This window comes from Hyphococcus sp. D3-15, from assembly GCF_055809375.1.
Genome location: NZ_CM147910.1, coordinates 839,494 through 862,379 on the forward strand (window position 1 = coordinate 839,494; position 22,886 = coordinate 862,379).

At 60.0% G+C, this 22,886-nt stretch carries 25 protein-coding genes and 1 pseudogene; 17 read left to right on the forward strand and 9 right to left on the reverse strand.

Going from position 1 to position 22,886, the window contains the following annotated elements; translation table 11 throughout:
• The first annotated feature begins 102 nt into the window (after positions 1-102).
• The 7 genes and pseudogenes from AC0L8G_RS04325 (at position 103) to AC0L8G_RS04355 (ending at position 5,303) form a co-directional block, all read left to right on the forward strand.
• Positions 103-924, forward strand: a complete 822-nt coding sequence (locus AC0L8G_RS04325; protein WP_473387109.1) for an FkbM family methyltransferase — start codon at positions 103-105, stop codon at positions 922-924.
• Between the two features lie 103 nt (positions 925-1,027).
• Positions 1,028-1,996: a glycosyltransferase family 2 protein gene (locus AC0L8G_RS04330; RefSeq protein ID WP_473387111.1), complete on the forward strand. Its 969-nt coding sequence runs from the start codon at positions 1,028-1,030 to the stop codon at positions 1,994-1,996.
• 23 nt (positions 1,997-2,019) lie between these two features.
• Positions 2,020-2,505 carry a cytidylyltransferase domain-containing protein gene (locus AC0L8G_RS04335; protein ID WP_473387113.1) on the forward strand — a complete coding sequence of 162 codons (486 nt, stop codon included), beginning with the start codon at positions 2,020-2,022 and terminating at the stop codon, positions 2,503-2,505.
• Complete coding sequence (locus AC0L8G_RS04340; protein WP_473387115.1) at positions 2,450-2,740, forward strand: hypothetical protein; 291 nt, start codon at positions 2,450-2,452, stop codon at positions 2,738-2,740. Before AC0L8G_RS04335 ends, AC0L8G_RS04340 begins: the two co-directional genes overlap by 56 nt.
• A 5-nt stretch (positions 2,741-2,745) precedes the next feature.
• Complete coding sequence (locus AC0L8G_RS04345; protein ID WP_473387116.1) at positions 2,746-3,690, forward strand: NAD(P)-dependent oxidoreductase; 945 nt, start codon at positions 2,746-2,748, stop codon at positions 3,688-3,690.
• Positions 3,687-4,412, forward strand: coding sequence for an SDR family NAD(P)-dependent oxidoreductase (locus AC0L8G_RS04350; protein ID WP_473387117.1), 726 nt, complete (start codon positions 3,687-3,689; stop codon positions 4,410-4,412). The genes AC0L8G_RS04345 and AC0L8G_RS04350 overlap by 4 nt, the downstream gene beginning before the upstream one ends.
• Positions 4,409-5,303 (forward strand): annotated as a pseudogene (locus tag AC0L8G_RS04355) (SMP-30/gluconolactonase/LRE family protein). The gene AC0L8G_RS04350 and the pseudogene AC0L8G_RS04355 overlap by 4 nt, the downstream one beginning before the upstream one ends.
• An 11-nt stretch (positions 5,304-5,314) precedes the next feature.
• On the opposite strand, the gene AC0L8G_RS04360 reads toward AC0L8G_RS04355, so the two are convergent.
• The gene (locus AC0L8G_RS04360) at positions 5,315-6,382 is read right to left on the reverse strand and encodes a glycosyltransferase (RefSeq protein WP_473387119.1); all 1,068 of its coding nucleotides are present in this window, start codon (positions 6,380-6,382) and stop codon (positions 5,315-5,317) included.
• Between the two features lie 160 nt (positions 6,383-6,542).
• Here AC0L8G_RS04360 and AC0L8G_RS04365 point away from each other — a divergent pair, with 160 nt between their 5' ends.
• Positions 6,543-7,316, forward strand: a complete 774-nt coding sequence (locus AC0L8G_RS04365; RefSeq protein WP_473387120.1) for a 2OG-Fe(II) oxygenase — start codon at positions 6,543-6,545, stop codon at positions 7,314-7,316.
• 65 nt (positions 7,317-7,381) lie between these two features.
• Here AC0L8G_RS04365 and AC0L8G_RS04370 read toward each other — a convergent pair whose 3' ends face one another.
• A complete protein-coding gene (locus AC0L8G_RS04370) occupies positions 7,382-7,717 on the reverse strand; it encodes a hypothetical protein (protein WP_473387122.1) in 336 nt (111 codons plus the stop codon).
• A 50-nt stretch (positions 7,718-7,767) separates the two neighbouring features.
• Between AC0L8G_RS04370 and AC0L8G_RS04375 the strand changes: the two genes are divergently transcribed.
• Entirely contained in the window at positions 7,768-7,980 is a 213-nt protein-coding gene (locus tag AC0L8G_RS04375; RefSeq protein WP_473387124.1) for a hypothetical protein, read from the forward strand.
• Positions 7,981-8,379: 399 nt separating this feature from the next.
• Here AC0L8G_RS04375 and rfbC read toward each other — a convergent pair whose 3' ends face one another.
• A complete protein-coding gene (gene rfbC, locus AC0L8G_RS04380) occupies positions 8,380-8,931 on the reverse strand; it encodes a dTDP-4-dehydrorhamnose 3,5-epimerase (RefSeq protein WP_473387126.1) in 552 nt (183 codons plus the stop codon).
• Positions 8,932-9,178: 247 nt separating this feature from the next.
• Here rfbC and AC0L8G_RS04385 point away from each other — a divergent pair, with 247 nt between their 5' ends.
• The 4 genes from AC0L8G_RS04385 to AC0L8G_RS04400 all read left to right on the forward strand — a co-directional run bounded on the left by AC0L8G_RS04385 (position 9,179) and on the right by AC0L8G_RS04400 (position 13,521).
• Positions 9,179-10,234 carry a ribonucleotide-diphosphate reductase subunit beta gene (locus AC0L8G_RS04385; RefSeq protein WP_473387129.1) on the forward strand — a complete coding sequence of 352 codons (1,056 nt, stop codon included), beginning with the start codon at positions 9,179-9,181 and terminating at the stop codon, positions 10,232-10,234.
• A 106-nt stretch (positions 10,235-10,340) separates the two neighbouring features.
• The gene (locus AC0L8G_RS04390) at positions 10,341-11,480 is read left to right on the forward strand and encodes an AGE family epimerase/isomerase (RefSeq protein WP_473387131.1); all 1,140 of its coding nucleotides are present in this window, start codon (positions 10,341-10,343) and stop codon (positions 11,478-11,480) included.
• Positions 11,477-12,529, forward strand: coding sequence for a mannose-1-phosphate guanylyltransferase/mannose-6-phosphate isomerase (locus AC0L8G_RS04395; RefSeq protein WP_473387133.1), 1,053 nt, complete (start codon positions 11,477-11,479; stop codon positions 12,527-12,529). The genes AC0L8G_RS04390 and AC0L8G_RS04395 overlap by 4 nt, the downstream gene beginning before the upstream one ends.
• Positions 12,526-13,521 carry an SDR family NAD(P)-dependent oxidoreductase gene (locus AC0L8G_RS04400; protein WP_473387135.1) on the forward strand — a complete coding sequence of 332 codons (996 nt, stop codon included), beginning with the start codon at positions 12,526-12,528 and terminating at the stop codon, positions 13,519-13,521. Before AC0L8G_RS04395 ends, AC0L8G_RS04400 begins: the two co-directional genes overlap by 4 nt.
• Here AC0L8G_RS04400 and AC0L8G_RS04405 read toward each other — a convergent pair.
• From AC0L8G_RS04405 to AC0L8G_RS04420, 4 genes are all read right to left on the reverse strand, one after another.
• The gene (locus AC0L8G_RS04405) at positions 13,518-15,914 is read right to left on the reverse strand and encodes a S8 family peptidase (protein ID WP_473387137.1); all 2,397 of its coding nucleotides are present in this window, start codon (positions 15,912-15,914) and stop codon (positions 13,518-13,520) included. The genes AC0L8G_RS04400 and AC0L8G_RS04405 overlap by 4 nt on opposite strands.
• A 67-nt stretch (positions 15,915-15,981) precedes the next feature.
• Complete coding sequence (locus AC0L8G_RS04410; RefSeq protein WP_473387139.1) at positions 15,982-17,127, reverse strand: glycosyltransferase; 1,146 nt, start codon at positions 17,125-17,127, stop codon at positions 15,982-15,984.
• A 7-nt stretch (positions 17,128-17,134) separates the two neighbouring features.
• Complete coding sequence (locus AC0L8G_RS04415; RefSeq protein WP_473387141.1) at positions 17,135-17,941, reverse strand: class I SAM-dependent methyltransferase; 807 nt, start codon at positions 17,939-17,941, stop codon at positions 17,135-17,137.
• A gap of 74 nt (positions 17,942-18,015) precedes the next feature.
• Positions 18,016-18,915, reverse strand: a complete 900-nt coding sequence (locus tag AC0L8G_RS04420; protein WP_473387143.1) for a lysylphosphatidylglycerol synthase domain-containing protein — start codon at positions 18,913-18,915, stop codon at positions 18,016-18,018.
• 256 nt (positions 18,916-19,171) lie between these two features.
• Here AC0L8G_RS04420 and AC0L8G_RS04425 point away from each other — a divergent pair, with 256 nt between their 5' ends.
• Positions 19,172-19,384 carry an AMP nucleosidase gene (locus AC0L8G_RS04425; protein WP_473387145.1) on the forward strand — a complete coding sequence of 71 codons (213 nt, stop codon included), beginning with the start codon at positions 19,172-19,174 and terminating at the stop codon, positions 19,382-19,384.
• Between the two features lie 9 nt (positions 19,385-19,393).
• Here the strand turns inward: AC0L8G_RS04425 and aguB are convergent, their stop codons facing one another.
• On the reverse strand, positions 19,394-20,245 hold the full coding sequence (aguB, locus tag AC0L8G_RS04430; protein ID WP_473387146.1) for an N-carbamoylputrescine amidase: 852 nt from the start codon (positions 20,243-20,245) through the stop codon (positions 19,394-19,396).
• Between the two features lie 55 nt (positions 20,246-20,300).
• On the opposite strand from aguB, the gene AC0L8G_RS04435 reads away from it, so the two are divergent.
• The 3 genes from AC0L8G_RS04435 to AC0L8G_RS04445 all read left to right on the forward strand — a co-directional run bounded on the left by AC0L8G_RS04435 (position 20,301) and on the right by AC0L8G_RS04445 (position 22,506).
• Positions 20,301-20,972, forward strand: coding sequence for a DsbA family protein (locus tag AC0L8G_RS04435; RefSeq protein WP_473387147.1), 672 nt, complete (start codon positions 20,301-20,303; stop codon positions 20,970-20,972).
• Positions 20,973-21,046: 74 nt separating this feature from the next.
• Positions 21,047-21,349, forward strand: a complete 303-nt coding sequence (locus AC0L8G_RS04440) for a hypothetical protein (protein ID WP_473387148.1) — start codon at positions 21,047-21,049, stop codon at positions 21,347-21,349.
• 14 nt (positions 21,350-21,363) lie between these two features.
• Complete coding sequence (locus AC0L8G_RS04445) at positions 21,364-22,506, forward strand: serine hydrolase domain-containing protein (RefSeq protein ID WP_473387149.1); 1,143 nt, start codon at positions 21,364-21,366, stop codon at positions 22,504-22,506.
• On the opposite strand, the gene AC0L8G_RS04450 is transcribed toward AC0L8G_RS04445, so the two are convergent.
• The gene (locus AC0L8G_RS04450) at positions 22,507-22,794 is read right to left on the reverse strand and encodes a hypothetical protein (RefSeq protein WP_473387150.1); all 288 of its coding nucleotides are present in this window, start codon (positions 22,792-22,794) and stop codon (positions 22,507-22,509) included.
• Positions 22,795-22,886 lie beyond the last annotated feature (92 nt).

A 22,886-nucleotide genomic window follows, 5' to 3' on the forward strand; every position in this document is an offset into this window, starting at 1 on the left:
AGCTGAGATTTTATTCGGGGTTCTAATTAGCCCTGTTTGCTCGATTGAGAGTTGCCGGGAAAAGGGGCGCTGGTTAATGTCGCGGTTTACTTCGGAGGATTCATGGACATTCTGCTAAGCGCTTTGCGCGTTCCCGGTTTTGAGGCGATACTTGAAGCCTATGCAGCCAGCGGAACGCCCATGAAGAATGCGTTGGATGGCGGCGCCGGCTCGGGCCAGACCTCTGAGTTCATGGCCAAGCATCTTGCGCCTGGCGGCGTTGTGCACGCCTTTGAACCTTTCCCGGGCAATCATCGTTTTTTCGCGGAACGCGATCCGCGCGTTATTCTCCACAAGAAAGCGCTCTCAGCAGCGCCCGGTTCGGTTCCCTTTCATGTCCCCGCCGTCGTCGCAGAAGACTCCGCATGGGGCCGTCGGGGCCTTGCGGGATATTCGTCGGGCGGACGGATCGCGAAAAAAGACGGCGGTCACAATTATGATGTCGAAGCCGTGCCAGCGGACGTTTATCTATCGGATGAAGGCCCGATCGATTTCGTGAAGCTTGATCTCGAGGGCGGCGAGGTCGAGGCCATGAAGGGCATGCCGAAGATCATTGATGGCGCGCGCCTGTTCTGGATCGAATTCAAGGGGCAGCCGGAGCTTCTGTCCTCGCTTGTCGAGTCCGGCATGCTGCTGTTTGATACTTCTTATCTGTTTTACGGCGATCCCAGCGAAGAGGCGTTGAAGCTGTTCGAACCCGAGCGGACCAAGATCGGCATGTCCAACGGGCGCACCGCATGGACCGGGTTTCGGAAAGTCGGTTGGAACGCGTATCTGTCTGAATTCGCTGATTGCGCCAAGCATTTCAATATGATCCAGACCGATCTGGTCTGCGTGAATCGCCGCCATCTCCGGGAGTTCACCCAGGCCCTCGCCCGGCTGTGAGGCCAGGCTTTCCGGGCCTGGTCTTTGGGGTTCACTCAGCGGGCGGATTGCGGCATAAATGCTTGCGAAAACGCCAGTTTCGACCCGCTAGGAAAGCGCCCGCATGAGCCCCCGCACGAGCCAAGGCCGGATCAGCATTGTCTTCCGCTCGTTGAACGAGGAGAAATGGCTCGGTGATGCGCTTGCCGCCTGCAAGCAGCAAGAGGCCGGCGACTATGAGGTTGAGATCGTGCTGGTCGATTCCGGTTCTACCGACCGGACGCTGGAGATCGCGGAAGCGCATGACTGCCGCATCGTTCACATCAAGAAGTCCGATTTCACCTTTGGCCGGTCATTGAACTATGGCTGCGAGGCCGCGACGGGCGATTATCTCATTTTCATTTCGGCGCATTGCATTCCGGGCCATGAAAAGTGGCTGGTCAATCTTGTCGCGCCGCTGGCGGATGGCCGCGCCGATTATGTCTATGGCCAGCAGATCGGCCACGACGTAACGCGCTTTTCCGAACACCAGGTGTTTGCGCAATATTTTCCCGATCACGACAAGCTCCCGCAGGAAGACTTCTTCATCAACAACGCCAACGCCGCCATCCGGAAAGATCTCTGGGCGAAGCATAAATTCGATGAAGCGGTAACCGGTCTTGAAGACATGGTGCTCGGCAAGGCGGTCATGAAAGACGGCGGCAAGATCGGCTATGTGGCGGATGCGCCGGTCATTCACATTCATGAAGAGACATATAAGCAAACGCGGCGGCGTTATTATCGCGAGGCGCTCACCCTGCGCGAGATCATGCCGGAAGTGCATTTTCATCTCACTGACTTTGTGCGCTACTTCGCCGCCGGGGTGTTCCATGACTTTTCCGAAGCCCTGCGCGTCCGGCGCTTCTGGTCGCTGGCGCCGGAGATCGTCATGTTCCGCCTGATGCAATATTGGGGCACTTATCGCGGCCATAACGAACACCGCGCTCTTTCCCGCGCCCAGAAGGAAAGCTATTACTATCCGCGCCCGCAAAAGAACGCGCCGCATCGCGCGCGCGGGTCTGCGAAAGGCGCGCATAAGGCGCCTGCCGAATAACGCTTTTGTATAAGGATTAAACGATGATTGGCGATGGCAAGCGCCTGACGGCCCTGTTGCCCATGAAGGCGCATAGCGCCCGGGTGACGTCAAAAAATTTCCGGATGATCGCGGGCAAGCCGTTATTCCGCTGGGTGCTCGACGAAACGGCGGCGCTGGATGCAATCGACCGCATTGTCATCAACACGGACGCCCGGTCGATTCTCGCCGATAATGGCCTCAAAGACGGCGACTATGACGGCAAGGTGATGATCCGCGACCGCAAGCCGGAAATTTGCGGCGACTTTGTTTCAATGAATCTTGTGCTGGGCGATGACATCGCCAATGTCGCCTCGGATTATTATCTGATGACCCATACAACCAACCCCTTGCTGCGGGGCGAAACGATTGAGTCGATGGTTGCGGACTTTCTGGCGGCGGAGGCGAAAGGCGCGGCAGATTCTGCTGTTTACAGTGAACCGCCATCAGACGCGGTTTTATACGCCCGAAGGCGCGCCGATCAATCATGATCCGGCGAACCTCATCCGCACGCAGGACTTGCCGCCCTATCTCGAAGAAAACTCCGTATGCTACCTTTTCACCGGAGACAGTTTTGCAAAAACCGGCGCGCGCATTGGTGAAAAGCCGGTGCTGTTCGAAACGCCGCGGCTGGAATCGGTCGATATTGATGAGCAGTCCGACTGGTATATGGCGGAGTCCCTGTTGATGCGCGTCGCCGCCGGCGAAGCATTGCCGAAGGAATAGATCAGATGAGCCGCCCGAATATTCTTGTCACCTGTCCGCCCATGCTGGGCCTCATTGATGAATTCGCATCCGCTTTCGATGAGCACGGACTCGATTTCACCCCCGCAAAAGTCACGCAGATTTTAAGCGTGGAAGAGCTTTTGGACATCGTCCCCAACCATGATGGCTGGATTATCGGCGACGATCCGGCGAACCGCGCCGTGGTGGAGGCGGGCGCCAAAGGAAAGCTGAAGGCGGCGGTGAAATGGGGCGTCGGCGTCGACAATGTGGATTTCGCGGCGTTCAAGGATCTTGGCTTGCCGGTTGAAAACACGCCCGGCGTGTTTGGCGGCGAAGTCGCGGATGTAGCGCTCACCTATACGCTGGGTCTGGCGCGCGAGACCTATCGCATCGACCGCGAAATTCGCAACAATAATGGCTGGCCGAAGCCGAGCGGGATTTCGGTTGCGGGCCGCACGGTCGCCGTGGTTGGTTTTGGCGATATCGGCTCGCAAACGGCGAAGCGCATCATCGCCTGCGGCGGCAAGGTCATCGCCTATGACCCCATGTACAAACCCGTCGCCGGCATAGAGGTGGAAACCGCCCAGTGGCCGGCGCGTTTGGACGAGGCGGATTTTCTGATTTTCACTTGCCCGCTGAACAACGCAACGCGCGGCATGTTCAATCACGACATTTTGCCGAAGCTGAAACCCGGCGTGCGCATCGTCAATGTGGCGCGCGGGCCGGTGGTGGTCGAGGCGGCGCTGCTTGACGGATTGAAGAGCGGCCTTGTGCATTCTGCGGCGCTTGATGTTTTCGAAATTGAGCCGCTGGCGGCGGATAATCCGTTGCGTCAGTTTGACCGCTGTATTTTCGGTTCTCACAACGGGTCCAATTCGGCCGATGCGGTGCGCCGCGTGAGCCACATCGCCATCGGCAAGATCGCCCGTTTCCTCGGAACCGCTTCATGACAAAGGCCGTCCTCATCACGGGCGCGGGCGGCGGCATTGGCTCGGCGATGGCGGCGGCGTTTGCATCGGCCGGCTGGCGCGTCATCGCAACTGACAAACAAGGCGGCGGCGAAATTATCGCGGAGGATATCGGCGCCTTCGCGTCCGATCCGGAACGGCTTGCGGCGTTTTCAAAAAAAGTGCGCGACGCGCTGAAAGGCGATGCGCTTTCCTGTCTCGTGAACAACGCCGCCATTCAAAATCTTGGCCGTCTCGATCGCTTAACGACGCAAGAGATTTCCGAGACCTTCAACGTCAATGTCATCGCGCCGATGCTGCTGGCGAAAACCTTTCTTCCCGAGCTTGAAGCGACGCAAGGGGCGATCATCAATATGGGATCGGTGCACGCGCAATCGACCAAGCCGGCCTTCGCCGCTTACGCCACGTCAAAAGCGGCGATCCATGGGCTGACCCGCGCGCTTGCGGTCGATTTGGGCCCCAAGGTGCGGGTGCATACGCTCGCGCCCGCGGCGGTGAACACGCCAATGATGCGCGCCGGTTTCGAAGACAATGAAGCGGCGCTGAAAGAGCTTGAAGGCGTGCATCCCGCAGGGCGTATCGCGACGCCGGAAGAGATCGCCAAAATCGCGTTGTTTCTCGCTTCCGATGACGCCGCCTTCATGACCGGTTCTTGCGTCTATGCTGATGGCGGCGTGCTCTCCCGGCTCCACGACCCCGCATGAGTGCGGCGCTTGAAATCGGTCAGGCGCGCTGCATTGCGCCGCTCGCCGCCGTGCTGGGCGAGGGGCCGCTTTACGACCCGCGAGAAGGAGCGCTCTATTCGCTCGACATCAAGGGCGGGAAGATTTTCCGATCTGATCTGGGGACGGAAGAAACAAAAATTTACACTGCACCCGGCATGGTGAGCGCGCTGGCGTTGGCGCAATCGGGCGGATTGCTTTGCGCGCGGCGGGATGGTTTTGCGCGGCTACACTTCGAAAAAGATCAGGCGGTTTTCGCGCCCATTATTGATCCGGAAAAGGATTTGCCGGGCAACCGCTTCAATGACGGCAAGGCCGATCCGCTGGGCGGTTTCTGGGCCGGCACCATGGATGACAGCGAAGAAGAGACAACCGGCGCCTGGTGGCGCCTGACGCCGGACGGCGCGGTGACGCAAATCGACTCTGGCTATCATGTGACCAACGGCCCAGCTTTCGATGGCGCGCGCGGGCGCGTGTTCCTCACCGATCTCGGCGAAGCAGACAGTCTTCGTCGCCGAGACGGATGGCGCATCGATCTCGAACAAGCGCGTTTTCTTGCAGTTCGGCGATGGCGACGGCTATCCCGACGGCATGGAGATCGATGCTGAGGGCTGTCTGTGGATCGCTTTTTGGGACGGCGCCTGCGTGCGGCGGTTCTCGCCCGATGGCGATCTGTTGCTGGAGGCAGCGCTGCCGGTCCCGCGCCCCACCAGCATCGCCTTTGCAGGCGGCAGGATTTACATCACCTCCGCCAGCGTCGGGCTTGATGCTGAGGCGATGAAAAAGGCGCCTCTCTCGGGCGGGCTGTTTTGTTTTAACTCGCCTCGATCACTTGAATGTTCGGCTCGCTATGTGAGCGATGCGTCGCTCTGAAACGCGCGGCGTCAGGACAAGGCAATATGAGACAGAATGGCTGGCGCCGGTCCCGCATTTTTGATTTCCAGGCGGACGGTTTCGCCGCGCGCGGCGGGCGCATCGAGCGCAAGAGTGACAATCCCCGCTTCGCGCATGATCGCGCCGCTTTGGTTCGGCGATGAAAGCGAGACGTTTTCCGCGCCTTCTGTAAAATGCGCATCGATGCGCGCGAGCGGCGCGTCATAGCGCACCAGCGGCAATTGCGCGGCGCCCGCAATATGTCCTTCGCGTCCGAGGCCATGAATGAGCGCCGGCGGTTTTGAGATTTTCCCTCTGAGGCCGCGCGTCAGCTTTTCCGGCAGGGCATATTCAAAGGCGTGGTGGAGTGCGAAGCCGATCTTGCTTTTCACGCGCCGCAAGGGCGAGGCGTTCTGGTTAATGATGCGTTCCAACTCCTTGCGGCGTGCGCCGCCAAAGCCGCCCGTCTTGGCGTCAGGCGTCCACAGCACGCGGGAAAGCGTGTCGTCGATGAAGGCGAATTTCGCGCCGTCGCGCCAAAGCCGCACCCACATATCCCAATCCATTGTGTAGTGAAGGCTCTCATCGAGGCCGCCTGCACTGTCATAGGCGGCGCGCCGGAAAAAGCAGGAAGGCTGTGAGATGATGTCGCCGGCGAGAAGATAGTCGCTCGGCGGCTCTACGGCCCAGTGATAGCCGGTGACCTGATTGTCGTCATTGACGATTGTGCTGTGGCCATAAACGACATCCGGCTTGTCCGCCGCTTCAAGCCGCTTGACCGCCGCAGCCAGCGCGCCGGGATAGAGCGCATCATCCGCATTGAGCCAGCCGAGCACGTCTCCCGGCGCTTCCCTCCAGCCTTCCAGGATGGCGTCCGACTGGCCTTTGTCCGGTCCGTGGCGTCGGTAAACGATCAACTGCTCAAAACGGTCCGCGACCTCGGCGACGCGGGGATCGTTGGACGCATCCAAAAGCGCCACATTGGGACGCGGCGACTGCAGGGCCAGACTTTCAAGGCAGTCGGCCAGCAGCGGGTGATAATGTCCGATCGGAACGGAGATGGAAAAACGCAGCGACATGGGAAGGTCTTTTATATGATTTCGCCGGGAAGCGATGGCTTTTTCGCAAGCAGCGGCTGACGTCTCCTGATCTTCGTCTGACTGGGCGCCGCCGCGCCCGAGTTGAGTTTGGCGGGGACGCCCGGTAGGTTTTCGCACAAGCTTAGCAGCGAAGCATTCCATGGATGAGATTGATCCCACGGCAGATCTTTGTTTGACCGCGACGCCGCCGGGCGCGCCCGCCTATGGCGTGTTCGACAATTTTCTGGCGCCAGAGAGCGCCAGTGAAATTGCGCGCGAGATGGACCGCGCCAAGGCGCAAGGCGCCAAACCGGACAAGGTCGCGCGCGAGGGCGCGCGCCTCAACTTTAACCGGGGCGAGCAGGGATATGATGCGTTGCGATCTTGTTGTCCGACGCTCGACCGTCTGATGGCGTTTCTGGAATCGCCGGTGTTTTTTGAACGCGCCCTTGCCCGAAACGCCGCCGTGCTGGCGATGAAGGGAATCGCGCGGGCGCCGGAAATCTATGATCCGTCGCTCAAGGAGCGCGGATTGAAAACCCGTCCGGGCGCTTCCGGCGCCTTGAGAATGGGTTTCGCCGTCAATGTCGCAATGTCTTATGGCGGGTATGAACGCGAGCCGCATACGGACAATCGCCACAAAGTTTTGGTGGGCTTGCTGTATTTCGACGACATTCCGGAAACGGCCGGCGGCGGAACCATCTTCTGGAATTTAAAGGCGCCAAAGGCGCTCGACGAATGCGAGCGCTTCCCGGATGTTTCGGAAGTTCGGCAAGAAACGATCGTGCAACCGCGGCGCGGGCGGCTGGCGCTATTTGCAAATAGCAATGACGCCTATCACGGCGTCGCGGAATATAAAGGCGAGAGTCCCCGCCATTTTCTGTATTTCACTTATTTCAGCGACTGCAAAACCGATGTCTGGCGGCAAGGCTGACCGGTCAGAACGTCCCGCATTAATCAGGCGTTCCGACCAGGATGGTTGCCGGCGATGTTCGCTGGTTAGGCGGTTTTGCGCTTTTTGCGGCTGAGAAAGCCGCCGCCAAGCGCGGCGGTGCCGAACAGCCAAATGGCTGCGGGGATGGGCGTGACGACAACTTCATTTGTTTGCAGCAGCGCGACAGAGTTCACGGAACCCTGATCGAGCGCGCCGACATAGGTCAGCTCTTCCGAGTTGCCGCCCATGCGTACAATGAAGGTGATGCTGCTGATCACATCGCCGATCGCAACGCCGAAATCGGACAGGTCAATGCCGAGCACTTTCAACGGAGCCGCGCCCAGCAGATCGCCCGTCGCGACAAGCGCCAGATCTCGAATGGACGACGCCGTTAATTTCAAGGTCGAATTCTTCCGCTGACGATGCAGAAACGCCAAGGCCGGCGAGCACAATGTCTTCGCCGAAAGTGTTCACGACGCCCGCGTCAAATCCGATGGAGAAGGAGCAGCCGCCGCCGGAGCCCGCGCAGCGTACGCCGTCAAGCAATGATCCGCCGATTGCTGCGTCCAGGCTCTCCACGCCAGTGCCGAATTTATCAAACAGCTCGACGCTGCCGGATGTCGCAGTCGCTGAGGTCGCTGCGCTCTCCGTGTCTGCCGTGTAGTCGCCGATCTGAATCGAAGCGGCGTTGGCGGTGCTGAAGCCAGCTGCCAAAGTGAGGCACGACAATGATAAAATGGCGGTTTTCATAGGTAGATTTACTTTCCGGTACACAACTTACTCGTTCAGAATGACGTTGGCGCATTGATAGCAAAAGCTATACCACTGACAGGGCGCGCGGTCCGTAATCCTTAAATTCTACTTACCATATCGCAATGTTGGGTAAAATTCAATTAAAAGCGTAATTTTTGCAAATATTTCAAAATAATAGCTTATTTCGCGAGTATGTTGTGCGACGCACAATTTATTGGATTCTTCTGTCCTAGAATCGCTCTGGCGGGCCTGATTGTTAACCATTGCCGCAGGCCGGCGGGGCGCTTCCGGGCGGGTTTTTCGCGTGAGGCTAGAAAGGGGAGGCGAGGTCTTTCCAGCTTCGGGCGGCGGCGTCTTTCGCCGATAAATACGCCTCCTGCTCGCCAAGGCCCCAGTCGATGGCGAGGTCGGGATCGTTCCACTGCACCGAGCCTTCGCTGGCGTGATCGTAGAAATCATCGACTTTGTAGGCGACTTCCGTATCCGGTTCGAGCGTGGCGAAGCCGTGAAGGAATCCTTTTGGAACAAAGATTTGTGCGCCGTTTTCTGCGGAGAGCGCTGCTTTCACCCATTTGCCGAAGGTCGGCGAGCCCTTGCGCGCATCGACCGCGACATCGATGACCGCGCCGCGCAGCACCCGCACCAGTTTCGACTGGGCGTGCGGGAGCGCCTGATAGTGCAGGCCGCGCACCGTGCCTTTCTTGGCTGAATAGGAATGATTGTCCTGAACGAAATCGACGTCGATCCCGGCGGCCTTGAAGGCGCGGGCGTTGTAAGTCTCTGAAAAGAAACCCCGGTCATCGGAAAACCGGCGCGGCGTCACGACTTTAACGTCCGGGATTTCAAGGGAGATGACGTCCATTTTCGCGGGTCCTTTTGGGCGGCTGTTTGTCTCATCAACCCCAGCCGGCAGGCGATTGCAAGCCGGCTGGAATCGCCGCGATATCGATGCGTGACAATTTTCCCCGTGTCGTCCCCAAAACAATCCCCAATGATTGGGGGAGGCGCTGGAAAACCATATTCCACAGCATCTTGCGCCGCGCGCGAAAGTCGGCACAAGATGTTGAGCGTAAAAAATGACCGTTCACCCTCGCCGCAGGAATCTGAAAATGCCCGATGCTTCTCAATTGTTGAATGAAAAAGCCGCTGACCTGCCGGGCCTGATGACGCCGTCGCTCGCCTATAAGCCGTTCCGCTATCCCTGGGCCTATGATTTCTGGAAGCGCCAGCAGCAGGTTCACTGGATGCCGGAAGAGGTGCCGCTGGGCGAGGATTGCAAGGACTGGGCGAACAAGCTCGACGATTCAGAACGCAATCTGCTGACCCAGATTTTCCGCTTCTTCACCCAGTCCGACATTGAGGTGAACGACAATTACATGGAGCGCTATGCGCGCGTCTTCAAACCAACCGAAGTGAAGATGATGCTGTCGGCCTTCTCCAATATGGAGACGATCCATGTGGCGGCCTATGCGCTGCTGCTTGAGACCATCGGCATGCCGGACTCGGAATTCTCGGCCTTCCTCGAATATGAGGCGATGCGCGACAAGCATGATTTCATGCAGAAATTCGGCGTTGAAACGAATGAGGACATTGCGCGCACGCTGGCCATGTTCGGCGCCTTCACCGAAGGGCTGCAGCTATTCGCCTCCTTTGCGATGCTGATGAACTTCCCGCGCTTCAACAAGATGAAGGGCATGGGCCAGATCGTCACCTGGTCGATCCGCGATGAGTCGCTCCATTGCGAAGGCATGATCAGAATGTATCACGCTTTCGCCAAGGAAACCGGCTGCGTCACCAAGCAGGTCGCGGACGATATCGTCGAATGCTGCCGCACGGTGGTCGGCCTGGAAGACAAGTTCATCGATCTCGCCTTCGAGATGGGTCCGGTGCAAGGCATGACCGCGCAGGACATCAAGAACTACATTCGCTATATCGCCGACTGGCGCCTCGGCCAGCTCGATCTGCCGAAACTATACGGCGTGGAAAAGCACCCGCTGCCCTGGCTGACCGAGATCCTCAACGGCGTTGAGCACGCCAATTTCTTCGAGGCGCGCGCCACGGAATATTCCAAGGCGGCGACCCGCGGCGAATGGCACGGCGATGACGGCGTCTGGTCGAATTTCGACAAGATGATGGCGCGGCGCAAGGATGCGGCGAACGTCTAGCGCCGATATCAGGCCGGGGCGATATTCACAAACGCTGTGTGGCTCGTTAAGCGATGGACCCCTAAGATGGGGCGCCTGCCATGAGCGGGCGGCAAAAGCGGCTGTGATGAAGCAAGGCTCGACATCTGTGAAAGCGCTTTCGGCGCTGCGGGACTGGTTTCGCCAGGGCGCGCTGCCGCTTTGGGCCGCGAAGGGGTATAATCACGCGCGGGGCGGATTTTACGAGGCGCTGAACTTTGACGCCTCTCCATCCGTTGGCCGCGCGCGCCGCGTGCGCACGCAGGCGCGGCAAATCCATACATTTTCACAGGCGGGACTGCGCGGCTGGCATGACGGCGCAGAAGCGCTTGCGGCGGAGGGCTTCGATTATTTCCTGGCCCGCGCTTGCCCTGATGACGGCGCGCGCGGCTGTGTCCACCATCTTGATGATGAAGGCGGCGTGCTCGACGATCGCCGCGATCTGTATGATCAGGCGTTCCTGCTGCTTGCCTGTGCTTCGCGCTGGGAGGCGGCGAAGGATGCGCGCGCGCTGGCGCTCGCCGACAAAACGACCGCCTTTCTTGATCGCGAGCTTGCTTCGCCTCATGGCGGCTGGATCGAAAGCGACAAGGGCGAACTGCCGCGCCGGCAAAACCCGCACATGCATTTGATCGAAGCGTTTCTGGCCCTGCATCGCGTCACCGGGCGCGAGGATTTTCTCCATCATGCGGGGCAGGTTCATGCGCTGTTCATGCGGTTCTTCTTCGACGCGGAGCATGGCGTCCTGCGCGAATTTTTTGACGGCGCCTGGCGCCTCGACGGCGAGGACCAGCCGGTCGAGCCGGGGCACATGCTGGAATGGGTGTGGCTGCTCGGCGCCTATGAGCGCGCCAGCGGCGTATCCAGCGCGGCGACGCAGGACCGGCTTTATGAGCGCGCTGTCGCGCTTGGCGCCGATGCGGCGTTTCACGGCTTCTTCGACAATCGATCATCGCTTGAGGGCGGCGCCCATGGCGCAAAAAGATTGTGGCCGCAGACCGAAGCATTGCGCGCCGCGCTGACGCTGCAAAAACTGCGCGACGCGGAAACACTGGCCGCAGGATTGTTGGAAACCTATCTGGCGAGCGATGTCGCCGGCCTCTGGATGGACGAATTTGATGGCGCGGGCATGCCCGTCGCCAAAGACACGCCAGCCAGCATTCTTTATCATTTGTTCGAAGCGATCGCTGAGGCGGACGCATATTTGAGTTCAAAGGAGGCGGGATGAATATCCAGCCGGTCATTATGTCGGGCGGATCGGGCACGAGGCTGTGGCCGCTGTCGCGACGAGCAAAACCGAAACAGTTTCTCAACCTCGCCGGCGAAAAGTCTCTGTTTCAGGAAACGGCGCTGCGTCTTTGCGGTGAGGGCGATGCGTTCTCGCCGCCATTGGTGATCGCCGGGCGCGATCACGGCGCCCTGGTCAGGGAGCAACTGCACGATGTGGATATGGCGGCCGCGGAAATCATCCTTGAGCCGTGCCCCCGCAATACAGCGGCCGTTGCGGCTGTTTCGGCGCTTTGGGCGGCCAGGCACGCGCCGGATGCGCTGATATTGCTGTGTCCGGCGGATCATCACATCGAAGATGCGCCGGGTTTTCGCCGCGCGGTCGCGCAGGGCGCGTCGGTTGCGTCTGCGGGCGGCATTGTCACTTTCGGCATCAAGCCGACTCACGCCCATACCGGCTACGGATATATTCAGCAGGCGGAAAAAGTAGACAAGTCGGTTTTTCGCGTTGCGTCCTTCCGCGAAAAGCCTGACCAGGCGACGGCGCAATCCTATCTGGATGGCGGCGGATTTTTTTGGAACGCCGGGATTTTTCTGTTCAGCGCGGCAGGCATGATCGACGCCATGGGGCGTTGCGCGCCGGGCATCCTGAAAGGCGCTGAGGCGGCGCTGGAGGCGAGCGCGGATTGCGAGGGCGCGCGGCTGCTCGATCCTGACTTGTTCGCGGCCTGCCCAAGCGATTCCATCGACTACGCGGTCATGGAAAAGACTGACAAGGCGGCAGTCATCGCGCCGGTGGATGTGGGCTGGAACGACATTGGCAGTTGGACCGAAGCCGCTTCCGATCCGGAAAGCGCCGGGCATATGCTGGAAGATTGCCGCAATCTGATCGTGCGGTCCGACGGTCCGGTGATCGGCGCGGTGGGCGTTGACGATCTCATCATCGTGGCGACAGGGGATGCGGTGCTGGTGGCGCGCAAGGACAATGCGCAGGATGTGAAAAAGCTTGTTGAAGAACTTAAACGCCGCGGCCGGGAAGATTTGCTGTGAGCGCTTCGAAGAAAATTTTCGTCACCGGCGCGGCGGGGTTTATCGGCTTCTACGTCTGCAAGGCCTTGCTGGAAAAAGGCATGCATGTTGTCGGCGTCGACAATCTCAATGACTATTACGATCCGGGCTTGAAGCAGGCGCGCCTTGCAGAGATTGGCGCGCATCCGCAATTTCAGTTTCATCAGCTCGATATCGCCGATCATGACGCCTTGAAGGCTTTGCCCGGCGTCATGGATGCGGACATCATCATTCATCTCGCCGCGCAGGCAGGCGTGCGCTATTCGATCGACAATCCGTTCGCCTATGCGTCGTCAAATCTGACCGGGCATTTGTCCGTGCTCGAACTGGCGCGCGCCATGCCGGGGCTTGAACGGATGGTCTACGCTTCGTCGAGCTCGGTTTATGGCGCCAACACGAAAACGCCCTTCGCCGAATCCGATCCGGTGGATCACCCGGTCTCGCTTTATGCGGCGACCAAGCGCGCCGACGAAATGATGAGCGAGTCTTATGCGCGCCTTTACGGGATTTCGCAGATCGGCCTGCGCTTCTTTACGGTCTATGGGCCCTGGGGCCGGCCCGATATGGCTTACTGGTCATTCGCGGAAAAGATCATGGATGGCGAGCCGATCCGCGTATTCAACCATGGCGATCTTGAGCGTGATTTCACTTACATCGACGATATCGTTTTCGGCGTTGTGGCGACCGCGCTGAGGCCGATGAAGCCGCGAAAGGGCGCGCCTCACCGGCTTTACAATATCGGCAATAACCGGCCGGTGAAGCTCGGGCGCTTTATCGAAGTGCTGGAAGACGCGCTCGGCGCCAAGGCCGAAAAAATTTACGAAGACATGGCGCCGGGCGATGTGCACAGCACATGCGCTGATATTGCCGCCATCTCCCGTGATTACGGTTTTGCGCCGACAACGCCTTTGGAAGAGGGCATTCCGAAATTCATCGACTGGTTTCGCGCTTACCGCGCCAAAACGGGCGCCTAGAAATCAAACCGGCTGCGCAACAGCGCGGTGGTTTCCGCCGGCAAGTCATGGCCGCCAAATGTCTGATGAATGACATTGACGTCAATCGCGCCGAGCGGCCCGGCGAAGAGCCGATAACCGGCCTCGAAATCGAGGCGGCGCCCTTCCGGCGCCAGAGACGCCGTCACTGGCGTGAAGATCAGTGTTTCTGTTTGCTGGTCGAACCCTGTCGGCAATATCAGATCCAGCGCGCCGGATTCGATTTGCAAGGGCTGGCTGACGCCGAGCCACAAGGCGTCATCATTGGAGAAAAGTTTCGCGCGGCGAAGCGCGACGGAAAATTGCGTGGTTTTGAGCGTTGGCGTTTCCGCCGCAAAGGCGTTGAAGCCATAGGAATCCGTCTTGGTGAGGCCCGCCGCGAGACGCCCTTGCAGGCGCCAATGGGCGGATGGCGACCACGCCCCTTCGATCGCCGCATAGGCGGTGGTCGCGCTCGAATTATCGCCGAAGCGCGCATTGAAGACCGCGCCTGTTTCCTGCCGCAAGCCTTGTTCCAGCCGCAAGCTCGCGCGTCCGAGCGCGAAACCGACGCCGCTGCGCAGCACGAAAATCTCCGGCTGGTTCAGCGGCTGGTTTTGGTTGAACAGCGCTGTTTCGGCTTCTGCGCCGCGATCCTCGCCTTGCGTCATGAGAAGGTCAAAGCTGATGGTTTTGCTGGCCTGAAAGCGGGCAAGCGCGGTGACGGCGCCCGTTCCGCGCGGCAGGAAGCCATCCGTAAAAGCGCCGTCGCTGAGGAATGGAGTCGCCTGCGCCGGGTTCGCCATGTGATCGATCGATGCGGCGGTGAAGCCTTGCGCTGCGAGAAAATGTGTTTTCCCGGCGCCGCCAGACAGGGCCAGGCTGATCGTCTGGTCGATGAGCTGAGGATTGGTCTCCGCGCCTTTCGAGAACGCCATCTGGTTGTTGATAAACGAGGCCGCCGATTGATCCCGTGAGCTCAGGCGCATCTGCATCGACAACCCCTTGCCCATGGGCAGCGACGCATGGCGGTGTTCGTCGAAGGGGCTGTAACGGCCTTCCAGATCGAAGCGCTCCGGGCTGGAATGGCGCACCAGCCCGTCAAGGGAAAGCCGGAAATCGCGATTATAGGAATCCAGCACCACAATATCGCCGAGGCCCGCCAGCGACGATCCGTATACGCCGGAAAGCGTCGCGCCGAGCGCGGCCGGATCGACTTCCGATCCGTTGATGCTGGAGGTGGAGACAGAACCGAGCGGGCTGATCGCCGCGCCGACATTCAGCAATCCGCGGCCGTAAATGGCGTCAGTGCCCGGCGCGCCGAGATCGGTCGCGGAATCGAGCAGGATTTCAACCGCTTCTTCTGCGGTCAGATTGGGCCAAAGCCCGCGAACCAGCGCCACAGCGCCGGAAATCACCGGCGTTGACGCGCTGGTGCCGGAAAAGGAGCGGGTCTGTCCTGCGGCGGCGTCCGGGAACACGCCGCGCAGCCCTTCGCCGGGCGCGACGAGGAAAATCTCGGCGCCTTCTCCGGCGCGGTTGGAGAAGCTGGATATGCCGTTCGCCGCATTGACCGAGCCGGCGATGATAGCAGCCGGCGCGCCGGGCACGTCAAGCGCGCCAAGCGCCGACGCTTCAGGGTCGTCGAGGCCGTCATTGCCTGCAGCGAGCACGGTGACAATGTCATTCGTTTTCAGAAATTGCAGAATGCCCTGAAAGTCGCTGCGCGCGCCCGGCTCTGTCGAGCCGAAAGACATGTTGACCACATCCGCGCCGAGATCGGCCGAGCGGTCCACGGCTTCGGATATGGCCTCGCCGAGCAGGGACAATTCATCGTCATCATCATCGTCGACGCGGAAAATCAGCAGCGTCGCTTCCGGCGCAACCCCGTGCGCGCCGACGTCGTTCTTTGCCGCGCCGATAATGCTGGCGACCGGCGTGCCGTGATCGTCTTCGTCGTCAAGGCTGGGCCCGCCGAGGCGCACATCAGCCGGCTGCACGACGCCTGCGATGACAAGGTCGGCGCTGTCCGGATGAATGCGCCCTGCAAATTCGGGATGATCGGTGTCGATGCCGGTATCGATGATGGAGACAATCGCGCCGGCGCCCAGGGCGCCGTCTTCATAGGCGGGGATCACATTGATCTGCGCCAGGGCGGGCTGGGTTTGGTATTCCGCCGTGTCGAAATTCTGCGCGGGCGGCGGTGGTGGCGGAGGCGGCGGCGTCGGGGTCGACATGGGCGACGGATTGGGGCTTCCGCCGCCGCTGGAGCAGGCGCCGAGGCCAAGTCCGGCGCCAGTCAGGGCTGCGAGGAATAAAGCTCTGTAAAACAATGGGCTAACCCGTATCGCCGATCCTGCAGGATCATATGCGCCCGACCATATAGCGACTTCCATGGCAAATCGTAAACGACCCATTGGGAGAGCGGTTTTTTGAAAGCCGGGCCCGGCGCGCGGCGTGCGTTTAGGGGGTCCTGGAAAGGGCGGTTTCAAGCCGTGCGGTCAGGGACTGCGCGATCGCTTGCGGAGATATTTTTTGCGGGATGTCCGGATAGAGAGGGCTTTTTCCGCCCTGGTTTTTCCACTCTATGGCGGCGATGACGGCTTCGGCGAGCGCGGCGCCGGAGCCGGGCGGGACAAGCCAGACCCCCGGCGTTTGTTCGCTCACAATTTCCCTGATGGCAGGCGTGTCTGCCGTCGCTAGCGGTTTGCCCATGGCGAGGATTTGGAACACTTTGTTGGGGATCACCCGCGCGGCCTTATCGCTCATGCCAAACACGCCAAGGCATAGATCGGCGCCTGCGATAAGCTTTGGAAGATCGCGATAGTCCACCCAGTCAATGAGCGTCAGGGAAGGCAAACCCATTTCGCTGATAAGCGCATCAATTTTCGTGCGTTCCTGGCCCTTCCCGACAAGGGTCCATTTTATGGGAAGATCGCGCGTTCGACTGGCCGCATCGACGATATATTCAACGCCGTGAAGCGGAATGAACTGCCCGTAGAAAAGCACATTGAAATCACTTGCGTCGGTTTTCGTTTCAGGCGCGAGGTTGCGATGAAAGATTTCGGTCTCCGCGCCGACCCAGACCGAAACCATTTTTTCCGGCGGCAGATTGTATTGGCGGCGGAAATAATCCGCATGCGCCTCAGTGTCCAAAACCACGATGTCGGCGGCGCGGCAGGAAAGCTTTTCAAACAAGCGCAGCGCGCCAGCCAGGGGGTTTTTCGCGCTGATCAGTTTTCTGTCTTCAACGACCGTGCCGTATAGAGATAGAAACGCATCCCATACGATTTTTGCGCCGCGCATCTTCGCAAAGGGCCACAACACAAGCACATCCAGATGGCCCATATAGGCGACCATGACGACGTCGTGACGGGGCGCGCGAAGATAGGAAAACACCAGCGCCGGATAGGCGAGGCAATAGCGCAGCGCGACGCCCAGCCAGGCCGCCGCGCCCTTCACTTGGCTTTTGTCTTCAACGCCGCGCCAGATATCGCGAACGCATTCTGCAACAATGTTTTGCTGTGATCTGAGACCGTTGACGAGGATTCGCGTGCGCGGCTTGCCGATGTCCGGCGTACCCCAAAGGACGATGCGCTCGACGGACATGGTGATATCAGGTTTGTGCGGGTTTTCTTGCAACGACAAAATAGCCGTTGCCGAGTCCGAGACGTAAAAACAGGTTTTGGACCATGATCATGGAGCGCATGATCCAGGCGCCCGGCGCATGCGCATAGTGGCGAAAATTCCTGACATCCGTTGAGCGTTCTATTCCGCTTGCGGCGGTTTGCGCCGCCTTGTCGTATTGGCCGCCTTTTATCAGGCGTCGTCGGTAGCTGGGTGCGATGATCAGCTCCAGAATATTTGCAAGCGGAAAGCCGTAACATTCTATCGTTTCGACGGTGAGACCGGCCTCGGCGAAAACTTTCTCCAGATCCTTGCGGCGATATCGTCTGAAATGGCCGGCCCAGACATCGCGCGCGTTCCAGAGCCGCGGATGCGCGGGAACCGACAACAGCATCACGCCATTGGGCCGCAGCCAGCGGGCCCATTGCGCCAGGGCTTCTGCGTCATGTTCAATATGCTCCATCACCTCAAAGGAGAAGCAATAGTCAAAGCAGTCGCGCCACGCGGCGTCGGGATGTTCTTGAATGCGCACTGCGTTCTTGTCGTTGACGCGCTGTGCGAGCGCATTTGCTTCCTTGGAAGTTTCAAGTCCGGTGCAGCGAAATCCCCGAGCGGAAAATTCGGACAATAAAGCGCCGGATGCTGAGCCGACTTCAACGATGTCGCCCGGCGGCTTGTCGCGCATATGATGAAGGATGCGTGCGCGCCTGAGCAGATAGCGCGGCGCTGGCGCCCACCCTTCTTCTATGTATTTCGGACCGAACCAGGTCGGACTTATCGCGTCGATATTTTCCATATGGGGTTATGTTGAGCGGCTTTTCGTTAACCATATGTGAATTGCCGCATATGGCCGGATATGGCTTGTGCGTTCTACGCCGTCTGGGCGCGCGCTTCGCCGCGTATGAAGAAATAGAGTGAAACAGTGCCCGTGAAGGCGGCCATAGCGATATGCACGGTCGCCGTCGCCGTGAAGGCGGTGGCCGGATCGGCGCCGATCAATGTCGCCAGTCCGGCGGCGGCGATCTCGCGAACGCCAAGCCCTGAAGGCGCGATTGATGAGGCGGCGCCAATCACGCCTGACGCGGCGATGACGGCGGCGTGAGAAAAGGGCCACGTCGATCCAAAGGCGTTGAGCGCGACGTAAATTGAAACAGCGTAAGCCGCGGCAGAGACCAGGCTGATTAGCAGGAGACGGATCGCGCTTGCATGGCCGCCCGGCAGCGACCGCGTGATGGCGAATGTGCAGGCGAGCAGGACTGCGCCCAGCAGGAGCAGCGCCGCCGCCAGACGCGCATCCAGCAAAAACGCCCATGCGCTTACGAATAGAAAGGTTGCGCTCATCCAGGCGAAGCCCGATGCGACATTCGCAAGCCCCGCATTTTTCAATGTGCCGCCGGCGGCCTGGATCACGGCGGTTCGAAGGATAGGCCCGCCAGGCGCGGGCAAATGGTTGGCCGCGGCGCTCATCACCGCAAGCTTCAGCGCCGCCGTAAAGCCCATGGATACGCCGGCCAATTGCGCGGTCTCTCGGGTGGTCGCCATATTGATGATGGTCATGGCCGGGCAAAGCAGCGCGATGATAATGAGCGCCGGGCCCGCGCGAAAGCTGGAGATCAACTGCGGCTGCGATGCGATTGAAGCCGCCAGCCCGCCAAAGAAAATGACGACCGCGACCGCCCAACTGATGCGCTGGGCGCGCGGGGTCTTCATCGCCGCAAACAGGCGCTGCGAAGCAGTTAGCATGCGGGTTAAAACACGGCCCTTCGTCATGGGCGCATTATCGATGTTGAGTATTTACGCGGTGTTAATCGGTTTCAGGACCGTCTTGCCCGCGCCGGGGGATGGCGATCCATTGCCGCCTTTTACGCCGGGGAGCGCCCTATCAAGGAGTTGTTTTGGCTCCACTACCCAACCCTGCGGCGGTGAGTGGACATCGCCTTTTCGGCGGCATAGGTTGCGCTGCGCCGCAACAGGCTTATACCGCCAGCGAAACTGGCGCTTCACGTTTAGAAAATAAAGGTCCGGCATGTCGAACGATCCTGAACGCATCACCATCCTCGCTCGCGAATTCACTGCGGCGGCGCTTGAATTTCACCGCGGCAAAATGGCGGAGAAAGGCTACCGGATGGAAGGGTCGATTACGCCGCGCGTCTTCAAAATGATTGAAGGCATGGACGCGCCGAAAGACATGTTTGACGGGGCGCCGATCTTCGCCGTGACATTCATCAAGAAAGACTAGCCAATTGGCTTAGCGTCCGCCCGTGAGCTTGCCGTAAAGCTCCGGGCGCCGGTCGCGGAAAAAGCCCCAGCTTGCGCGGCGCTCGTCCATATGGTCGAGATCGACCGTCGCGGCGGCGAATCCTTCTTCCGTGCGCGACATGTCGGCGAGGAAGTCGCCGCCATCATCAATGATAAAAGAAGACCCGTAAAAAATCTGACCGTCCTCGTCGCCAATGCGGTTCGCCGCGATGACGGGGACGACATTTGACACCGCGTGTCCGGTCATGGCGCGCCGCCAGCGATCTTTCGTATCGAGCGTCGGGTTTTCCGGTTCCGACCCGATCGCGGTGGGGTAGAGCAGGACTTCCGCGCCCATCAGCATCATCGCGCGCGCAGCTTCCGGGAACCACTGATCCCAGCAAATGCCAACGCCGATGCGGCCGAATTTCGTGTTCCAGACTTTGAAGCCCGTATCGCCGGGGCGGAAATAGAATTTTTCTTCATAGCCCGGCCCGTCAGGAATATGGCTCTTGCGATAAAGGCCAAGCAATTCGCCATCGGCGTCGACCATGACCAGGCTGTTGTAAAATTCCTGACCGTCGCGCTCAAAGATAGACAAGGGCAGGACAACGCCAAGCTCTTTCGCCAGCGGGGCAAGCGCCGTCACGACGGGATGCTCGCGCCACGGATAAGCGGTCTGGAAAGGCGCCGTGTCTTCGGTTTTGCAGAAATACGGGCCCTGAAACAGCTCCGGCGGCAGAATGACTTGCGCGCCGTCTTTCGCTGCGGCGCGCGTCAATCTTTCGACGGTCGCGATATTCGCGTTCATGTCGTCGCCAAAAGCGGCTTGCAGGACGGCGAGGCGGAGCATGCGGGCCATGGGCGTCTTCCTTCGACAGCGCTTGACGGGATAGCGGGGCGCCAGTGATGTTGCAATGTCGCTGGCTGCTGAACAGGCGGCGCAAATATGCGGCAATGGAAGGGAAATCAATATGGCGGTGCTGGAAATCTACTGGTCGTTCCGCAGTCCCTATTCCTATCTCGCGGTCGATCGGCTCTGCAACATCGCCGAGACTTTCGAGATCGACGTGAATTTCCGCCCGGTGCGCCCGCTCGCCATGCGCGAGCCGGATTTCTTTGAGCGGGGCCGCACGCAGTTTCTGCCCTATCTGATGCGTGATTTCCCGCGCGAGGCGGAGCGTTTGGGGCTGGGCTTCGGCTTTCCCAGTCCGGATCCGATCGACATGGATATGGCGGCGGGCAAGGTCGCGCCGGATCAGCCTCTCATGGACCGGCTGATGGGGCTTGGCGTCGCCGCCTGCGAGATGGGGCGCGGCCTTGAATTTGCGGCGTCGATCTCAGCGCGGATCTGGACAGGCAAGCCCTGGTCGGATGACGCCTCGCTGGCTGACGCCGCCGCCGGGGCGGGGCTGGATTTCGCGAGGCTTGAAGATTGGGCGCGCGATCATGGCGCGAAAGTGCAAGCCGTGATCGCAGAAAATGAGGCCGCGCAACTTGTTCATCATTGGGGTGTTCCTTTGATGGTGCTCGACGGGGAGCCGTTTTTCGGGCAGGACCGGATCGAGATCCCTTGTCTGGCGCCTTGAGCAGCGCGGCCTGCGCCGCGTGGACGGCGCGAGGCAATCAGACTAGCGTTGAGGGAACGCAAAGGAGCAGAGCCATGCAGAAAGTCTATCTCATTTTAGCGGTATGCCTGCTTGCATCCTGCGCGACCTTGTCTCCGCGTTTGCGCATCGAAAACCGTTTCGTCGAGCTGGGGCTTTCGCCCGGCAAGGCGGAATGCATGGGCCATGAGCTTGATGAGCGCCTTGACCGCGAGGACATGAAAGCGGTGGCTGATTTTGTCGGCGAATTGAACGCCGCTGGCAGCGCCGGCGAGACGCTTGATGCGCTGATCGGCATTGATAATGCACGCGCCGCCGGGGCCATCGCCGCCGCAGGCGTCGCCTGCGCCTTTGCATAGACAGGTTTAGCGTAATGGAGTGGACCGAAACGCGCGTTCCCGCCGCAAGCGGATTTCTTGCCGGCGGTTTCGAGTCCGTTGGTGAAGCGTTTGCTCAAAATTTCGCTGATGGCGCTGAACTGGGCGGCGCATTCGCGGTGGTGATTGGCGGCGAGACAATTATCGACATACGCGGCGGCCATGCCGATCGCGCGAAAGAAACGCCGTGGACGGAGGATACGCTGGCCTGCATTTATTCCAGCGGCAAGGCGGTGCTTTCGTTCCTCATGGCGCGCGCGGTCTCGGGCGGGCTGCTCGATTACGATGCGCCAGTGGCGCGTTACTGGCCGGAATTCGGCGCCGCCGGCAAAGAAGAGGTGACGGTCGCGCAAGTGCTGTCGCATCAGGCGGGGCTCTGCGGCTTTCCCGAAGAAATGCCGCCGGAGACATGGATCGACTGGGATGCGATCTGCGCAAAGCTTGCCGCGATGGCGCCGCTCTGGGCGCCCGGCACGGCGAATGGCTACCATCCACAGACGGTCGGGTTCCTCGCAGGCGAGTTACTGCGCCGGGTGACGGGAAAAACTGTCGGCGGGCTGATCGCAGAACTCGCGAGCGCTCATGACCTCAATCTGTTTTGCGGCATGGGCGAGCGCGAGGCGGTGCGCGCCGCCTATATGCCGAAGCCGCCCAAGGCCCCCGATCTCGGGCCGATGAACGAGTTCAAGCAGCTCGCATTTTTGAAGCCATGGTCCGCGCCGGGCAAGGTTTCGCGCGAAGACTGGATGGCGGCGGAAATTCCCGGCTCCAACATGCATGCAGACGCCTTGTCGCTGGCGAAGATCACCCACCCCATGGCGAATAGGGGCTTTGATGTTTCCGGGGGAAATATTTTGTCGGATGAGGCGCTGGAAGCCGCCTTTGAAGAACGCTGTCGCGGCAATGATCTTGTGCTGCCGTTTCATCTGTCGTGGTCGGCAGGGTTGATGCGCAATATCAATCGGCATTTCGGGCCGAATGAAAATGCGTTCGGTCATGCGGGCTTTGGCGGGTCTTGCGTCATTGTCGATCCGGAAAACAATCTCACCGCCGCTTATGTGATGAACAAGATGTCGCCTTATCTTGTCGGCGACCCGCGCGCGGTGAGTTTGCTGGATGCGGTATACGCGTCGATTTGATTAAAAATTGAGCCGTAAATCGACGCTGACAAAAGCCGGCTGCGGATAGCCGGGCATGACTTTCGCCATGTTTTCGCTCTCATTGAGATGGGCGCGCCGCCGCTCGGTGTCAGCGCGGGCGAGGCGGGTGACCGCAAGCATTTCAACGCGCCGGTCTGCCAGCACAAAGCTCGCAACCGGGCGCGGTTTCGCCGCGAATGGGGTCTTGTGGATCAGCCTTTCCGCCGCTGCGGCGGGCGCTGAGCACATCACAAAAGTCACGGCCAAAATCGTCAGGATCGCACGCATATTTCCCTCCATTTCCTCTGGTCGCGGGCAAACCGTGACAGGGGCGAATGACTGAAAAATTAGGCGCTCACGCGGATTTTATCTCAAAGCCC

Coding starts and splice junctions, on each gene's coding strand:
- AC0L8G_RS04410 (WP_473387139.1), bottom strand. CDS start 17,127: ATGTCCGTCGAGCGCATCGTCCTTTGGGGTACGCCGGACATCGGCAAG.
- rfbC (WP_473387126.1), bottom strand. CDS start 8,931: ATGGACGTCATCTCCCTTGAAATCCCGGACGTTAAAGTCGTGACGCCG.
- AC0L8G_RS04415 (WP_473387141.1), bottom strand. CDS start 17,941: ATGGAAAATATCGACGCGATAAGTCCGACCTGGTTCGGTCCGAAATAC.
- AC0L8G_RS04425 (WP_473387145.1), top strand. CDS start 19,172: ATGTCGAACGATCCTGAACGCATCACCATCCTCGCTCGCGAATTCACT.
- AC0L8G_RS04330 (WP_473387111.1), top strand. CDS start 1,028: ATGAGCCCCCGCACGAGCCAAGGCCGGATCAGCATTGTCTTCCGCTCG.
- AC0L8G_RS04375 (WP_473387124.1), top strand. CDS start 7,768: ATGTCTTCGCCGAAAGTGTTCACGACGCCCGCGTCAAATCCGATGGAG.
- AC0L8G_RS04405 (WP_473387137.1), bottom strand. CDS start 15,914: ATGGAAGTCGCTATATGGTCGGGCGCATATGATCCTGCAGGATCGGCG.
- AC0L8G_RS04395 (WP_473387133.1), top strand. CDS start 11,477: ATGAATATCCAGCCGGTCATTATGTCGGGCGGATCGGGCACGAGGCTG.
- AC0L8G_RS04445 (WP_473387149.1), top strand. CDS start 21,364: ATGGAGTGGACCGAAACGCGCGTTCCCGCCGCAAGCGGATTTCTTGCC.
- AC0L8G_RS04365 (WP_473387120.1), top strand. CDS start 6,543: ATGGATGAGATTGATCCCACGGCAGATCTTTGTTTGACCGCGACGCCG.
- AC0L8G_RS04345 (WP_473387116.1), top strand. CDS start 2,746: ATGAGCCGCCCGAATATTCTTGTCACCTGTCCGCCCATGCTGGGCCTC.
- aguB (WP_473387146.1), bottom strand. CDS start 20,245: ATGGCCCGCATGCTCCGCCTCGCCGTCCTGCAAGCCGCTTTTGGCGAC.
- AC0L8G_RS04420 (WP_473387143.1), bottom strand. CDS start 18,915: ATGACGAAGGGCCGTGTTTTAACCCGCATGCTAACTGCTTCGCAGCGC.
- AC0L8G_RS04325 (WP_473387109.1), top strand. CDS start 103: ATGGACATTCTGCTAAGCGCTTTGCGCGTTCCCGGTTTTGAGGCGATA.
- AC0L8G_RS04360 (WP_473387119.1), bottom strand. CDS start 6,382: ATGTCGCTGCGTTTTTCCATCTCCGTTCCGATCGGACATTATCACCCG.
- AC0L8G_RS04435 (WP_473387147.1), top strand. CDS start 20,301: ATGTCGCTGGCTGCTGAACAGGCGGCGCAAATATGCGGCAATGGAAGG.
- AC0L8G_RS04390 (WP_473387131.1), top strand. CDS start 10,341: ATGAAGCAAGGCTCGACATCTGTGAAAGCGCTTTCGGCGCTGCGGGAC.
- AC0L8G_RS04440 (WP_473387148.1), top strand. CDS start 21,047: ATGCAGAAAGTCTATCTCATTTTAGCGGTATGCCTGCTTGCATCCTGC.
- AC0L8G_RS04335 (WP_473387113.1), top strand. CDS start 2,020: ATGATTGGCGATGGCAAGCGCCTGACGGCCCTGTTGCCCATGAAGGCG.
- AC0L8G_RS04350 (WP_473387117.1), top strand. CDS start 3,687: ATGACAAAGGCCGTCCTCATCACGGGCGCGGGCGGCGGCATTGGCTCG.
- AC0L8G_RS04385 (WP_473387129.1), top strand. CDS start 9,179: ATGCCCGATGCTTCTCAATTGTTGAATGAAAAAGCCGCTGACCTGCCG.
- AC0L8G_RS04450 (WP_473387150.1), bottom strand. CDS start 22,794: ATGCGTGCGATCCTGACGATTTTGGCCGTGACTTTTGTGATGTGCTCA.